The following is a 12,971-nucleotide window of genomic DNA, read 5'->3' on the forward strand; positions in this document are numbered from 1 at the left end:
TCCCGCGTCCCCCGTCCCCGACTCCCCGGCGGCCGCACGGCGCGGCCGCGCGGCCGCCGGCGCGTTCTCAGACGTTGCCGAGGTCCGAACTCACCCACCTCTGCGGACGCATGTGGATCACGACCTGCTCTCCGTGTTCCTTCCAGGCGAAGTCGACGTAACCGTCGACCTTCTCCGCCGGCAGGTACCGGGCGGACATCTCCACCAGCTGCTCGCGCTTGGCCGCAACGGTCGAGACGACCGGACCCTCGACCGACACGTACCGGACGGTGGGCTCAAGACGATCCACCATCAGGGTGAACCGGCCCGCGGCCCGGATCAGATCGGCCTTGCGCGAGTCCCGGCCGGTCAGGATCCAGACGTCGCCGCCGGGCGCGTACTGGTACCAGATGGGGACCGCCAGCGGCGCACGACCACCGTCCGCCCCCGCGGTCACCGCGAACGCGGCGACGTGGGGCTCGGCGAGGAACTGCTCACGTTCGCTACGGGACAGGGCCACGGCACGCTCCTTCGGCAGGGGGATCCCCGCGAGGGATCCCTTCACTCCAGAACCTGCCCCGTCGCGCGCCGGCTTCCCGCCCGCCACGCCTCAACCGCGCCGTGCGCGCTTCCACAATTCCTGGGCGAGCTGGAACGCGGCCAGGTCGGCGGTGGTGGCGAGGGTGAAGCAGGCCGAGGCCGTGCCGCCCAGGGTGACGACCGCGAGGGCGTGGCCCACGGTCCGGCCCTGCCTGCTGAGCTTCGTTATGCGCGACCAGGGGATGGGGCGGTTCGCGCCGGGCTCCCGGCTGATGAACCCGCCTGCGGCGAGCAGAAGTTCGGGGTGGCCGTGCCGGCTGAGGGTCGGATACGACAGCGATGTGAAGTCCGGCTCCACGGGAGACAGGCGGAACACGCCCGCGTCGTTCAGCGCCCGGTACACCTTCGCCTTCGCGGCCTCCACGGCGACCTCCGCGACCCGCGAGACGAACTCCTGGTCCCCGGTGAAACCCTCGATCTTCAGGGGTTCGACGTTTCCCTCCGCGTGGATCCAGAGGGTGTAGTCGGTGTTGCCGTACCGGAGACCGGAGCGGGTGTCCTCGACAGAGGTGACCCGGTCCCATCTCACCCACCGCTCATCGCCGGAGCGGGAGCCCGAGCCGGGCTTGAAGCACAGCGCGTGCGCGTACAGCTCGACCCGGCCACCGCCCGGCAGCTCCTGCGAGCGGTCCTCCAGCCGACCGGGGTCCGGCGGCCGGTCCCACGTGTCCCGGGCGGCGCGTGCGCGGTGCTCGGCGTCGGACCTGCGCCGTCCGACGGCGTACCGGAGGTCCTCGGCCCCGGTGCGCACGGCGAAGCCGAGGGCGCCCAGGATCACGACCCCGCCGATGACGGACAGGATCGCCCTCTTGTTCTGCCGGTTCTCGGCGTCCACGGCCGCGATGTCGTCGTAGCCGTACGCCTCGTGCGAGCCGGTGCAGGAGTCGCCCGGCCGCATCTCGTGCCCCGCGCACTCCTTGGCCCCGTCGCCGAAGTCGGGCGTGAACCCGAGGAGGACGATCAGCGCCCCGATGGCGGCCGCGACCAGCGGTTTGGTGTACCCGCTCACGGCCCCTTCCCCTCTTTCGCCGCCACTTGCCCTGTCACTTCGCCGCTCCCGTCACCCGAGCCGGCGCCGGAGACCTTCTGCGGCCGGCGCCCTGACGTCCCGATGCTGGTGCCCCGGACCGTCCGACCGACAGGCCACGGCACCGGCCATTGGTGACCGGCGTCCGGAGACCGGCGTCCGGCGTCGGCCGCGCCGCTCGTTACGGGCCCCGGCCGCGCGAGCGGGTGCTGCCCGGCGCGCCACGGCGCGGCGCGCTCGTTGCGTGGCCGCCGTCACAAGGGGATCGGGGGATCCGGGTGCTCATCGTCGACGGGCCGCGCCCGCGTACGGCGTCACAGCCATATGGTGGCCGTCCAGGTCGTCGCGGTCGCCGCGAGGAGGAGCGGGATGTTGATGCCGTACCGGCGGTCGGTCTTCAGGTGGACCAGGATCGCGCCGATCTGCAGGACCACGAACCCGGCGGCGGCGGCCGGCGCCAGCACCGGCGCGACGCCGGTCAGCGGTGGCAGGACCAGGCCGGCCGCGCCGAGGACTTCGACCGTGCCGATGCCGCGGACGGCGGGCATCGGCGTCCGGTCCACCCATGCCATCATCGGCCGCAGTTGCTCACGGGTCTGGAGCGTCTTCATCGTGCCCGCGTAGAGGTAGAAGAGGGCGAGGGTGCCCGCCAGGAGCCAATAGGCGATGTACATGTTTCCTGCCGTCGTGTCGGGAGTCGGTGGCGGAGGTGGGCGGCGTCAGCGCCGGGGCGATGCCCCGGCGGCCGGTGCGGGGAAGTCTGTGGCGGGCTCCGTGGCGTAGCGGCGCATCGTCTCGATCGTGGCCTGCGGGGTCAGTTCCCCGCCGCCGGTGATCACGTCCTGGAGGTCGCGGAGGTACTGCACGTACAGGTCGGGCGTGAAGACGGTGAGCAGGACGGCCGGGTGGTCGGTCACGTTGGCGAAGGTGTGCGGGGCTCCGGGCGGGACCATCACGAGCGTGCCGGCGGCCGCGTCGTGGACCTGGTCCCCCACGGTGAAGCGCACGGTGCCGGAGACGACGTAGAAGCCCTCGTCGTGCCGGGCGTGGCGGTGCTGCGGCGGTCCGGGCGTGTGCGGGGCGAGCACGGACTCGACCAGTCCCAGCCGGTGCCCGGTGTTGCTTCCGTCTTCGAGGATGCGCCCCCGCGTGGTGCCCAGAGTGATCGTCTCGCCCTCGCCCGGCCGGACCACCCACACGGCGGGGTCGGAGGTCGCTTCGCTTCTCATCGGTTCGTCAGCCATGCGCCGATTCCACTGCCCGCGCACGGCGGCTGTCCAAGACCCGTTCTGCCGCCCCGATACCGCATCGGTATCGTTGCAGCATGGAGCTACGGACGCTGCGCTACTTCGTCACCGTCGCGGAGGAACTCCACTTCGGCCGGGCGGCCGCCCGGCTGCACATGACCCAGCCGCCCCTGAGCCGGGCGATCCGCCAGCTGGAGACCGAGCTGGGCGCCCCGCTGCTCCTGCGTTCCCCGGCCGGCGTCACGCTCACCCCGGTGGGGTCGGTGCTGCTGGCCGAGGCGCGCGCCCTGCTCGACCGGGCCGACCGGCTCCGGGTGCGGCTGGCCATCGCCACCGGCACGGCGACCCTGACCGTCGGCATCCTGGGCGACAGCACCGACCCGGGCGCGACGCGGTTGGCCGCCGAGTACCGCCGACGCCACCCGGAAGCGGAGGTCCGCGTCAGGGAGACCGATCTGACCGATCCCACCTGCGGCCTGCGCACCGGACTGGTCGACGTCGCCCTGACCCGCGCACCGTTCGACGACACCGGCCTGGCGGTCCACGAGCTGCGCGCCGACCCCGTCGGGGCGCTGCTGCGCGCGGACGACCCGCTGGCCGGACGCGACTGCGTGCGGCTCGCCGACCTGGCCGGGCGGCGCTGGTTCCGGTTCCCCGACGGAACCGACCCGCTGTGGCAGTCGTACTGGAGCGGCGGCGAGCCGCGCGAGGGCCCGGTGGTGCGCGGGGTCCAGGAGTGCGTGCAGGCCGTGCTGTGGAACGGCACGGTCGGGATGATCCCGCTCGGACACGACCCGTCGCCGGAGCTGGCCGTGGTACCGCTGACCGACATGGCGCCGAGCCGCGTGGTGGTGGCGTGGAACAAGGGGGACGCGAACCCGATGATCCGGTCGTTCGTCCGGATCGCGACGGGCGCGTATCGCGATGGGCCGCACCTGCCGCACGCCCCCGACTGAGCCGTGTACCGCCCGGGTCGCTGCTGGACACCCCTAGCCGGACGGCTGCACACCCTCCGCGGTGTGCAGCCGTCCGGCGAAGCTGAGCAGGGGAACCTCGGGGGCGTGCGCGCCGCCGGTGACCTCGGCGAGCAGGAGGTCGTGGTCGCCGACCTGGTGGCGCTCCAGCACCCGGCAGGACAGGTGGGAGAGCGAGCCGTCGAGCAGCGGGGCCCCGCTGAGCGGGTCCGCCGTCCACGCGAGGCCCGTGAACTGGGCGTCTCCCGAGGGGCGTTCGGGATCAGCGAACCGTCGGGCGGCATCGCCCTGGCCCGCGGCGAGCACGTTGACGGAGAACGTGCCGGCGCGGAGCGCCAGGCGGGTGAAGACGGACGCGGGGCGCAGGGACACCCCGAGGATCAGCGGCTCCCGGGAGACGGCGACCACCGAGCTGGCCGTGGTGCCGTGCCGGGCCCCCGCACCACCGTCGACGGTCAGTACGGTCACTCCGGAGGTGAGCCGGCGCAGCGCCTTGCGGGCCGCGGCCGGGTCCCCGTCTCCGGGCGGCCGGCCCCTCGGGCCGGTGTGCCGGTGCGTGCTGTCGCGGTCGGCCGGTGATCGGGCCGGGTTCTCGGTGTCCATGTGCCTTCCAGTGGCTGTGCTGTTCGGTGGCTGTGCTGTTCCGGTGGAGGTGCCCCGCCTACGAGGGGTGGACCGGGGCTCCGGTACGTCCCCGCAGGGATGCCGTGACCAGTGCCTCGACGTGCACGTCCACGGTGTCGACGACCGCCGGTGAGACCCGTTCGGCGGGAGTGAGGAGCAGGCCGAGTTCGGTGCAGGCGAGGACGGCGCCGTCCACGCCGTCGCCCCGCAGCCGCTCCCGCAGGTCCGTGAACGCGGCCGCCGCCCAGTCGCTGACGGTGCCCCGGCACAGTTCGTCGTAGATGATGCGGTCGATGAGCCGCTGGTCCCCGGCGCCGGGCCGCACCGGTTCGACGCCCCGGGCGGCCAGCGCGCCGTCGAACAGCCCGCCCTGCGAGGTGAACCGGGTGCCGAGGACCGCCGCGCGGGCGATGCCGCGCCGGCGGGTGGCCTCCGCGGTGACCTCGACGATGTCGATCAGGGGGAGGTCGCAGGCGGCGCGCACGGCCCCGGAGACCCGGTGCATGGTGTTGCAGGCGATGGCCACCATGTCCGCGCCCGCCGCCGCCAGCCGCCGGGCGCCCGCGGCGAGCAGCTCGCCCGCCCCCTCCCAGTCCCCGGCCAGTTGGAGGCGCTCCACCTCGGCGTAGTCCTGCGACCAGATCACCACGCGGGCCGAGTGCGATCCGCCGAGGGCCTTCCCGACGCCTTCGTTGACCGCCCGGTAGTAGGTGAGGGTGGACGGCCAGCTCATCCCGCCGAGCAGGCCGATGACGGCCGGTTCGTCGGCGTGGGTCATGCCGCGGCCCTCCTGAGCCTGGCGAAGGCCGCGGGCTCGATCGAGCTGAAGCACCGGTCGTCCCCGCACGGCATGGCGTGGCGCCGGAGCTGGTCGCGGAGGTCCTCGACGACGGGTGAGGAGTGGCCGCAGAGACGTCCCGAGCGCAGCTCGAACACGGCGACGCGGTCCTGGAGCCGCTGCCGCTCGGCCGGGCGGTCGTCGAGGGCGAGGACCGCGAGCGCCTCGCCGGGCGGCGGGGGCGCCGGCCACGGGTCGTCCGCAGCGAGGAGGACGACCCGGGTGCGGTGCGAGCCGTCCGCGAGGCTGACGGTCAGCGGGCCCGGTGCCCCGGACCGCTCCTGCCACTCGACGGGGCAGCCCTTCCAGTCGAGTTCGGCGCGCCAGCCGCGCAGTACGCCGAGGACGGCCTCGCGGGCCCGGTCGTTACCGACGGGCCGCAGGTCGAGGTCCCTCTTCACCCGGGCGGGGACTCCGCCGGCGAGTACGCCCGCGGGGAGCGGGGCGGTGACGACGGAACCCGCGGCGACCACGGTCCCCTCGCCGACATCGGCGCCCGGCAGCAGGGTCACGTGGTAGCCGAGCCAGACGTCGCGCGCGACGTGGACGGGGGCGTAGGCGGGCTCTGTGCCGTTGAGGGGGCCGTGCCCGAAGTGGTAGCCGTGGGTCCATACGGCCAGGTAGGACCCGGTGCCGACACCGTCGCCCAGGGTGATCTCGTGGTTCGCGTTGAGGATGGTGTGCTGGCCGATGGTGACCCGGTCGCCGATGCGGACCCGGGACGTCGAGGTCGTGGTTCCCCCGTAACCCACGCGCGCGCCGTCGCCGAAGTAGAACAGCCGGCCCGCCGTGAACTCCCGGCACACCACGTGCACATCGGGGGCGATGCGCGTGGCGCCGCCCACCGCGAACCGCTCCGCGACCAGCAGGCGCACGCGGGGGCCGATCTCGGTGCCCGGGCCCAGGCTCAGCGTGCCGGCCCGCAGGTCGCAGTCGGGGCCGATGACCGTGCCGTCGCCGAGTACGACGTCATCGCCCACGATGGTGGTGCCGGCGCCGATCCGTACGCCCTCGCCCACGGTCAGCCGGCCGGCGCGGATGCGCACGCCCGGGCCCGTACGGCACGAGTCCGGCAACTGCCCGGGGTCCACGGGCGGCAGGGCGGCGGACCGGTCGGTGGTGGAGGTCATGTCAGAGCCAGCTTTCGGGAAGGTCCAGGAGTGCGCGCCGCCGGGCGAACCGGTCGACGTCCGGGTCGCTGCCGGCGAGCCCCGCGCGGGCCGCGGCCACGGTGGCCCGGGGAGGCCGCGCGAGATCGCGCAGGTACGGCCAGCCGTCGGTGAACTCGCGGGCGAACTTCTCGTCGGGCCAGACGGGCCCGTTGTCGGTCAGGAGCGGATTGACGCTCAGCGGGCGCCCCGGCACGGTCCCGGTGAGCCGTCCGGGGGTGGCCGGGGCTTCGCTCGTCCGGCAGGCGAAGGCCGGCGCCGCCGCGTCGCGCAGCTCCTCACCGCGCACCGGCGCCGCCGTACGTCCGTGCAGTGCCGCGTCGGTGAGGGCTTCGTCGTCGTAGCAGTGGTCGGGGTCGAGCGCTTCGAGGTACGCCTCGGTGGGCAGCGGGTGGCCCGCGGAGTAGTTGTCGCGCGAGGCGTTGTGGACGTGGCCCAGCAGGACCGGCCCGGTGCCGCTGACGCGCAGCAGCTCCGCCAGGACGTGCCGCTTGTCGCGGAAGTAGTGGAAGCTGTCGTGGCTGAGGGCCGCCCCGGCGGCGCCGTCCGCGAGCGGGAAGGCGCCTTCGGCGTCGAAGCAGACCAGGTGCGCCGCCGGGGCGCAGAAGGTCCGGGCCAGCCACAGGTGGGAGAAGACCAGGTCGGAGCCGATGGCGGGACCCGAGCGCTCCGTCCAGGTGCGCAGGAAGTGTCCGGCCCCGCAGCCGATCTCGAAGAGGGTGGCGCCGGTCGGTACGTGCGTGTCCAGCAGGGCGAGGCCGCTGAGGTACGTCGGCTGGCACCAGCGGTGCAGGAAGTAGGGGGCCAGGCCGCCGTAGCCGAGTCCGGCCATGGCCGCCGCGGCGGTCGTGGCGCCGGTGGCCACGGCGAGCGCCGAGGCGGGATCGGCGGGTGGGACCGTGTCGTCCTTGCGGTCGCACAGCAGCAGGGCGAGGGCCCGGTCGAGGTCGCCCGCCCGGATGGCGTCGACGGTCCGCGCACGCAGGTCGTCGCGCCCGGTGCGCAGGTAGGGGATGCCGTCCAGGCAGGGCCACAGCGAGTCGCCGTCGGTGAGGACGTACGGTTCGGCCCAGGTCAGCGCGGACCCCGTCGTGGGGCTGCGCAGGAGGGCGCGGAACGGCTCGGCCAGGGGTTCGGCGGGGCGGCGCGGGCTCATACGGAGATCTCCAGCAGGGCGAAGGGGAGGAGCACCCCGGCGCCGTTGGTCAGCACGGGTGCGCCGTCCAAGGTCGCGCGGCGCGTGCTCAGCGGGTCGTGCGGGGCGTGCGGGACGCTCGCCGGCGGCTCGTACTCGTGGAACCGGTGGCGCAGCCCCCGCGCGCCGATACGGTCCGCGAACGCGGCGCGGGAGTGCACGTTCCACCCGGGGAGCCAGCTGCCGTCCCCCTCGCCGTCGGCCTGCCGCAGGCGGACGAGCACGTCGACGGGGAAGGGGTTGAAGGTGCCGAACAGCAGGGCGCGCCCGCCGGGTTCGACCAGGTCCAGGACGTGGTCCAGCCAGGGGTCGAGGGAGTCGAAGTGGCTGTGCAGGGTGAGCAGGGTGACCGCGCTGAACTGCCGTCCGGGCAGGGTCCGGGCGCGGCCCACGTCGCCCACGGCGAAGTCGGCCGACGGCACGTGCCGGGCCGCGTGCTCCACGAGCTCGGGCAGTGCGTCGACGCCGGAGAGCCGGGCCTGCGGGTAGCGGCCCGCCAAGTGGTGCAGGAAGGCGCCGTTGGCGCAGCCGATGTCCAGTACGGAGGCGCCCGGCCGGTCCAGGAGCCCTCGCAGGTGGTCCGCGACGAAGGGGAAGTAGGGACGTTGGTGGTGGGCGGGCGGGCGCTCCAGGTAGCGCAGGTCCAGGGACCGGGTCCCGGTGCCGGCGGCCGGCAGGCCGAGGCGCACGAGCGGCGGCTGCGTGGGAGCGCTCATGCGGCACCGCCCAGCAGGGTGCCGTGCGTGTCCCGGGAGACGTACGGGTCCGGGGGTCCGGGGCGGGCCGGGTAGGCGCGGGCCCCGAGCAGGGCGGAGCCGACCCGCAGGTGGGTCGCTCCGGCCGCGACGGCCGCCTCCAGGTCCCCGCTCATGCCGGCCGACACGGCGGTGGCCGCCGGGTGGTCCGCGCGCAGCCGGCCGGCGAGCCCGGCCAGCCGGGCGAACGCCGCGTCGGCCGGCTCGGTGAGCGGGGCGACCGCCATCACCCCGGCCAGCCGCAGGCCCGGCGCGTCCGCGACCGCTTCCGCAAGGGCCCCGAGCCCTTCGGCCGGCACGCCGCCGCGGCGCGGGTCGCCGTCCAGGCTGACCTGGAGGAGGCAGGAGACCGTCCGGCCGGCGTTCTGGGCTCCCCGGGACAGGGCCGTCACCAGCGCGGGACGGTCCACCGAGTGCACGAGCGCGGCGTAACGGGCCACCGAGGCGGCCTTGTTGCGCTGGAGCGAGCCGACGAAGTGCCACTGCGGCGGCTCGGCGAGATCGGCGAGATCGGCCAGGTCGGCGGCCTTGGCGGCCGCTTCCCGGTCGTGGTTCTCGCCCATGTGCCCGACGCCGAGCCCGTGCAGCAGGCGGGCGTCCGACGCGGGCCGGGTCTTGGTGACGGCCACCAGGGTGATGTCACGCGGATCGCGGCCGCAGGCGGCCGCCGCCGCCTCGATGCGGCCGGTGACGGCCCGCAGGCCGGCTTCCAGTTCGGCCCGGCGCAGGGCGGCCGGGAGGGCGGCGGGGAAGGCGGTGGGGTGGTCGGCCGTTGTGGTCACGAGCTCGTCTCTTCCGTACGGAGGGTGGCTGCCGGGCGGCTGTCGTGCAGGGAGGCGAGCCTTCGCACCGCCTCCTTGAGCACGGCCTCCTGCTTGCAGAACGTGAACCGGACGAAGGGGCGGCCCGCGTCCGGATCGGCGTAGAAGACCTGGTTGGGGATGGCCGCGACACCGCAGCGGGCGGGCAGGGAGCGGCAGAACGCCAGGCCGTCCCGCTCGCCCAGCGGGCGGATGTCGGCGGTCACGAAGTAGGTGCCGCGCGGGGCGTGCGCGGTCAGGCCCGCCGCGTTGAGACCGGCGACCAGCAGGTCACGGCGGCGCCTGAGCGAGTCGCGCAAGCCGGTGAAGTGCGCGGCGGGCAGCCGCAGGGCGTCCGCCACCGCGTGCTGGAAGGGCGTCCCGGAGGCGAACGACAGGTACTGCTTGACCGCCGTGACCGCCTCGACCAGATCGCGGGGACCGGTGGCCCAGCCGACCTTCCACCCGGTGAAGGAGAAGGTCTTGCCGGCCGATCCGATGGTCAGGGTCCGCTCCGCCATGCCCGGCAGGGCGGCCAGGGGCTGGTGCGGCGGCCCCTCGTACACCAGGTGCTCGTAGACCTCGTCGGAGACGACCAGCAGGTCGTGGGCCCGGGCGACCTCCGCGATCAGCCGCAGGGATTCGGGGGGCAGTACCGAACCGGTTGGATTGTGCGGGGAGTTGACCAGCAGGACCTTCGTCCGCGGCGTCACGGCGCGCCGCAGCGCAGCCGGGTCCAGGGTGAAGGAGGGCGGGTCGAGCCGGACGGGCACCAGCGTGGCCCCCGCCAGCGCCACACAGGCAGCGTAGGCGTCGTAGTACGGCTCCAGGACGACGACCTCGTCCCCCGGGCCGGTCAGTGCCAGCAGGGCGGCCGCCAGTGCCTCGGACGCCCCGGTGGTCACCACGACCTCGCGGGCCGGGTCCAGGTCGATCCCGTACCAGGTCTTCTGGTGGTCGGCGACGGCACTGCGCAGCTGCGGCAGTCCGGGGACCGGCGGGTACTGGTGGTGTCCGGCGCGCAGGGCGGCGATCGCGGACTCGACGACCGGCGCGGGTCCCGGGGTGTCCGGAAAGCCCTGGCCGAGGTTGACCGCGCCGTGCCGGGCGGCCCGTTCGGACATCTCCGCGAACACGGTGGGGCCGGTGTCCGCGAGCCGGACCCGGCGGGCGCGCCCCGGGCCCGTCACCGCGCGCTCCGGACGGCGTCGGCGACGGCGAGCATCCGGACCCCCGTGGCGGTACGGCTCTCCCGGGTCTGCGCCTGGACGAGGTGGAAGGAGGCCTCCGCCAGCAGCCGGGCCGGCAGCGAACCGGCGGCGGCGCTCGCCCCGCCGCCGGCCGCGACGCAGGCGGCGGCGGCCCGGCCGGCCAGTTCCAGGACCGCCGCCCGGACCGCGAGGCGCTCGTCCGCCGCCTCGTGCGCCGGTACGTCGTCCATCAGCCGGTAGGCGGCGTCGCGCAGGGGGCCCGCCTCGGCGGCGACGCGCAGGCCCAGTTCGCGGTACTCGGGGCTCTGCCCGGCATCGGTCAGAGCGGCCGTGGCGGCGGCGATGGTGCCGAACACGCCGGGGTTGACGTTGGGACGCCGCTCGGCATCGGCGCGCCGCCACTCGGCGCCCGGGTGGAGGGCGATCAGCCGGTCGGGCGCGACGAGGGCTCCGTCCAGCCGCGCCGACACCGTGCTGGTCGCCGCCATGCTCCACAGACGGTGCGGGCGCACATCGGTGAGGCCGGCCCCTTCGCCGCAGTCCAGCAGGGCGAACAGGACGCGGTCGTCGGAGGTCACCGCGCCCACCATGACGACGTCGGCGATCCCCCAGCCGGACAGCCACGCGAGGCGGCCGTGCAGCCGCCAGCCCTGCCCGTCGCGGACGGCGGTGACGGCCGGCGGGCCCGGCCGGCGCAGGTGCGAGCTCGCGCCCGCCGCCAGCACCCGGCCGTCCGCCATGGGGGCGGACCAGCGCTCGCGAACCCCGGGATCGGAGCTGCCCGCCACCTCCCGCATCGGGTGGTGGTGCTGGGCGTAGACGCACCAGGTCGAGCCGTCCGCGGCGGCGATCGTCTCGGACACCTCGCGCTGGACCTGCGCCGCGGTGGACGCCCCGGCCGGCCGGTACACGGCGGTGCCCAGGGCGCCCGCCTCACCCAGGGCGTCCAGGTGGGAGCGCGGGACCCGGCCCGCGGCGGTCGCGGCGGCGGCCGGGGCCAGCAGCTCCCGGGCCACCGCCCGGGTCCGGACGACCACCGGGTCGGCGGCGGCGCCCGTGGGGCGGGCGCCGTCCGGCGCGGTCGGCCGGGTGCGGGCGGCGGGGGCGGGGGCGGGGCCGGTCATCGGGCGTCCGCCGGGCCGTGGCCGGTGACGTCCAGCCAGGAGATCCCGCCGGCTCTGCGGTAGGCGATGTGGGCGGGCCACTCCCGGTCGTCCCAGACCCCGTGGTTGTCCAGGACCAGCAGGGGCTGCTCGCGCGGCTCTTCGAGCAGGGAGAGGTACGGCTCGCCGCGGAACTCCGGGTGGTCGGGGACGACGAGGACGGTGGAGGCCTCCCGGAAGGCCCCGGCCAGATCGGTGGCCGCCGTGCCGGGGCCGAGCAGGGAGTCGATCTCCTCGGCGCTGTACATCGGGTCGTACACGCTGAACTCGGTCCCCAGCCGCCGCAGTTCCTCGGTGATCCGCACGGTGGGACTGAGCGTGGCCACCTTGATGCCCCCCTTGTAGGCGAGCCCGAGGACCAGCACCCGGCCCCGGGGTGCGACCGCCTCGGCGACCAGGTCGCGCATTCGCATGTCGGTGTCCACCGCCTCGCTGAGCAGCGACAGCCGGGTGGCGTCGGTCGCGCCCCGCAGGAGGTACCGGCTGGAGAGCGGGATGCAGTAGCCGCCGGTGCCGAAGCTCGGGTGGAAGGTCCCGATGTTCCACTTGGTGCCGGCGAGTCGCAGCACCTCCACCATGTCCACGTGCGAGTAGGCCAGGCTCAGCTGGTTGGCCAGGGTGATCTCCACGTGGCGGTAGGCGTTCTCCACGCACTTCACGAGCTCGCCCTCGATGTGGCTGGGCGCCCGGTGCAGGGTGTCGCACATCAGCCCCAGCACGTCCCGGGCGGCGTCGGCGGAGCGTGCCCCCACGCCGCAGTAGATCCGGTCGAGGTCGCGCAGGCCGTAGCCCTCGGCGAGGAACCAGTCGCGGCGGGGGGCCAGGGCGAGCAGCAGGTCGGTGTCGGGCTCCAGGCCGGCCGAGGTGACGATCGGGAGCAGCAGCTCCTCGACCGTGCCCGGGGTCAGCGTCGACTCGACGATCACCAGCGGCGCGCGCCCCGGCCGCCGCGCGGCGGTGTCGGCGACGATCGCGGCGAACACCTCGACCAGTGCCCCGGAGAAGGGCTCCGCCTCGCGTTCGGTGGGTACGGCGACGAAGTGCACGGCGACGTCGTCGGCGAGGGCGCGGGCCCGGTCCGAGGTCACCCGGGCGGCGGGGCCGGCCGGTCCGGCCGCGACGGCGCGGCGCTGCTCGGCCCGGGCGGGGTCGACGTCGTACCCGACGACGGCGACGCCCTCGGCGCGCAGTGCCTCGACGGTGGACCAGCCGATGTGGCCCAGGCCCCAGACGCAGGCTGCGGCGCGCCCGGCCGCCAGGTCGGCCCGGTAGTCGTGGCGGGGCGCGGGGACGGCGGGTACGGCGGGTACGGCGGCCGGTGCCGCCCCGGCGGCCGGTGCGGGCGGAGCCCAGGACGTCTCGGTGGTCAGTGATGTCACGGCGGTGACT

At 75.1% G+C, this 12,971-nt stretch carries 14 protein-coding genes; 1 reads left to right on the forward strand and 13 read right to left on the reverse strand.

Annotated elements, in window-relative coordinates:
- Positions 1 to 67: 67 nt before the first annotated feature.
- The 4 genes from AB0M92_RS27715 to AB0M92_RS27730 all read right to left on the reverse strand — a co-directional run bounded on the left by AB0M92_RS27715 (position 68) and on the right by AB0M92_RS27730 (position 2,850).
- Positions 68 to 499 (reverse strand): pyridoxamine 5'-phosphate oxidase family protein, encoded by a 432-nt coding sequence (locus AB0M92_RS27715; RefSeq protein ID WP_366105029.1) that lies wholly within the window; start codon positions 497 to 499, stop codon positions 68 to 70.
- 90 nt (positions 500 to 589) lie between these two features.
- A complete protein-coding gene (locus AB0M92_RS27720; protein WP_366105030.1) occupies positions 590 to 1,588 on the reverse strand; it encodes a hypothetical protein in 999 nt (332 codons plus the stop codon).
- A 332-nt stretch (positions 1,589 to 1,920) separates the two neighbouring features.
- Positions 1,921 to 2,280: a DoxX family protein gene (locus AB0M92_RS27725; RefSeq protein WP_366105031.1), complete on the reverse strand. Its 360-nt coding sequence runs from the start codon at positions 2,278 to 2,280 to the stop codon at positions 1,921 to 1,923.
- A gap of 45 nt (positions 2,281 to 2,325) precedes the next feature.
- Positions 2,326 to 2,850, reverse strand: coding sequence for a cupin domain-containing protein (locus AB0M92_RS27730; RefSeq protein ID WP_366105032.1), 525 nt, complete (start codon positions 2,848 to 2,850; stop codon positions 2,326 to 2,328).
- 80 nt (positions 2,851 to 2,930) lie between these two features.
- Between AB0M92_RS27730 and AB0M92_RS27735 the strand changes: the two genes are divergently transcribed.
- Positions 2,931 to 3,809 carry a LysR family transcriptional regulator gene (locus AB0M92_RS27735; RefSeq protein ID WP_366105033.1) on the forward strand — a complete coding sequence of 293 codons (879 nt, stop codon included), beginning with the start codon at positions 2,931 to 2,933 and terminating at the stop codon, positions 3,807 to 3,809.
- A gap of 33 nt (positions 3,810 to 3,842) precedes the next feature.
- Here the strand turns inward: AB0M92_RS27735 and AB0M92_RS27740 are convergent, their stop codons facing one another.
- The 9 genes from AB0M92_RS27740 to AB0M92_RS27780 all read right to left on the reverse strand — a co-directional run bounded on the left by AB0M92_RS27740 (position 3,843) and on the right by AB0M92_RS27780 (position 12,961).
- Entirely contained in the window at positions 3,843 to 4,430 is a 588-nt protein-coding gene (locus AB0M92_RS27740) for a flavin reductase family protein (RefSeq protein ID WP_366105034.1), read from the reverse strand.
- Between the two features lie 58 nt (positions 4,431 to 4,488).
- Positions 4,489 to 5,229 (reverse strand): amino acid racemase, encoded by a 741-nt coding sequence (locus AB0M92_RS27745; protein WP_366105035.1) that lies wholly within the window; start codon positions 5,227 to 5,229, stop codon positions 4,489 to 4,491.
- Positions 5,226 to 6,419: a hypothetical protein gene (locus tag AB0M92_RS27750; RefSeq protein WP_366105036.1), complete on the reverse strand. Its 1,194-nt coding sequence runs from the start codon at positions 6,417 to 6,419 to the stop codon at positions 5,226 to 5,228. The genes AB0M92_RS27745 and AB0M92_RS27750 overlap by 4 nt, the downstream gene beginning before the upstream one ends.
- 1 nt (position 6,420) lies before the next feature.
- The gene (locus AB0M92_RS27755; protein WP_366105037.1) at positions 6,421 to 7,614 is read right to left on the reverse strand and encodes a class I SAM-dependent methyltransferase; all 1,194 of its coding nucleotides are present in this window, start codon (positions 7,612 to 7,614) and stop codon (positions 6,421 to 6,423) included.
- Positions 7,611 to 8,369, reverse strand: coding sequence for a class I SAM-dependent methyltransferase (locus AB0M92_RS27760; RefSeq protein WP_366105038.1), 759 nt, complete (start codon positions 8,367 to 8,369; stop codon positions 7,611 to 7,613). The genes AB0M92_RS27755 and AB0M92_RS27760 overlap by 4 nt, the downstream gene beginning before the upstream one ends.
- Positions 8,366 to 9,121 (reverse strand): YggS family pyridoxal phosphate-dependent enzyme, encoded by a 756-nt coding sequence (locus tag AB0M92_RS27765; protein WP_366105063.1) that lies wholly within the window; start codon positions 9,119 to 9,121, stop codon positions 8,366 to 8,368. Before AB0M92_RS27765 ends, AB0M92_RS27760 begins: the two co-directional genes overlap by 4 nt.
- A gap of 65 nt (positions 9,122 to 9,186) precedes the next feature.
- Positions 9,187 to 10,398: a pyridoxal phosphate-dependent aminotransferase gene (locus AB0M92_RS27770; RefSeq protein ID WP_366105039.1), complete on the reverse strand. Its 1,212-nt coding sequence runs from the start codon at positions 10,396 to 10,398 to the stop codon at positions 9,187 to 9,189.
- Entirely contained in the window at positions 10,395 to 11,543 is a 1,149-nt protein-coding gene (locus AB0M92_RS27775) for an acyl-CoA dehydrogenase family protein (protein WP_366105040.1), read from the reverse strand. The genes AB0M92_RS27770 and AB0M92_RS27775 overlap by 4 nt, the downstream gene beginning before the upstream one ends.
- Positions 11,540 to 12,961: a UDP binding domain-containing protein gene (locus AB0M92_RS27780; protein ID WP_366105041.1), complete on the reverse strand. Its 1,422-nt coding sequence runs from the start codon at positions 12,959 to 12,961 to the stop codon at positions 11,540 to 11,542. The genes AB0M92_RS27775 and AB0M92_RS27780 overlap by 4 nt, the downstream gene beginning before the upstream one ends.
- Positions 12,962 to 12,971: the final 10 nt, after the last annotated feature.

Origin of the sequence: Streptomyces sp. NPDC051582, assembly GCF_040681715.1 — a bacterium.
Taxonomy (GTDB): Bacteria; Actinomycetota; Actinomycetes; order Streptomycetales; family Streptomycetaceae; genus Streptomyces.

Excerpts from the sequence above, each read along its gene's own strand:
- AB0M92_RS27725 (WP_366105031.1), bottom strand. The coding sequence starts at position 2,280 with ATGTACATCGCCTATTGGCTCCTGGCGGGCACCCTCGCCCTCTTCTAC.
- AB0M92_RS27730 (WP_366105032.1), bottom strand. The coding sequence starts at position 2,850 with ATGGCTGACGAACCGATGAGAAGCGAAGCGACCTCCGACCCCGCCGTG.
- AB0M92_RS27735 (WP_366105033.1), top strand. The coding sequence starts at position 2,931 with ATGGAGCTACGGACGCTGCGCTACTTCGTCACCGTCGCGGAGGAACTC.
- AB0M92_RS27740 (WP_366105034.1), bottom strand. The coding sequence starts at position 4,430 with ATGGACACCGAGAACCCGGCCCGATCACCGGCCGACCGCGACAGCACG.
- AB0M92_RS27745 (WP_366105035.1), bottom strand. The coding sequence starts at position 5,229 with ATGACCCACGCCGACGAACCGGCCGTCATCGGCCTGCTCGGCGGGATG.
- AB0M92_RS27750 (WP_366105036.1), bottom strand. The coding sequence starts at position 6,419 with ATGACCTCCACCACCGACCGGTCCGCCGCCCTGCCGCCCGTGGACCCC.
- AB0M92_RS27755 (WP_366105037.1), bottom strand. The coding sequence starts at position 7,614 with ATGAGCCCGCGCCGCCCCGCCGAACCCCTGGCCGAGCCGTTCCGCGCC.
- AB0M92_RS27760 (WP_366105038.1), bottom strand. The coding sequence starts at position 8,369 with ATGAGCGCTCCCACGCAGCCGCCGCTCGTGCGCCTCGGCCTGCCGGCC.
- AB0M92_RS27775 (WP_366105040.1), bottom strand. The coding sequence starts at position 11,543 with ATGACCGGCCCCGCCCCCGCCCCCGCCGCCCGCACCCGGCCGACCGCG.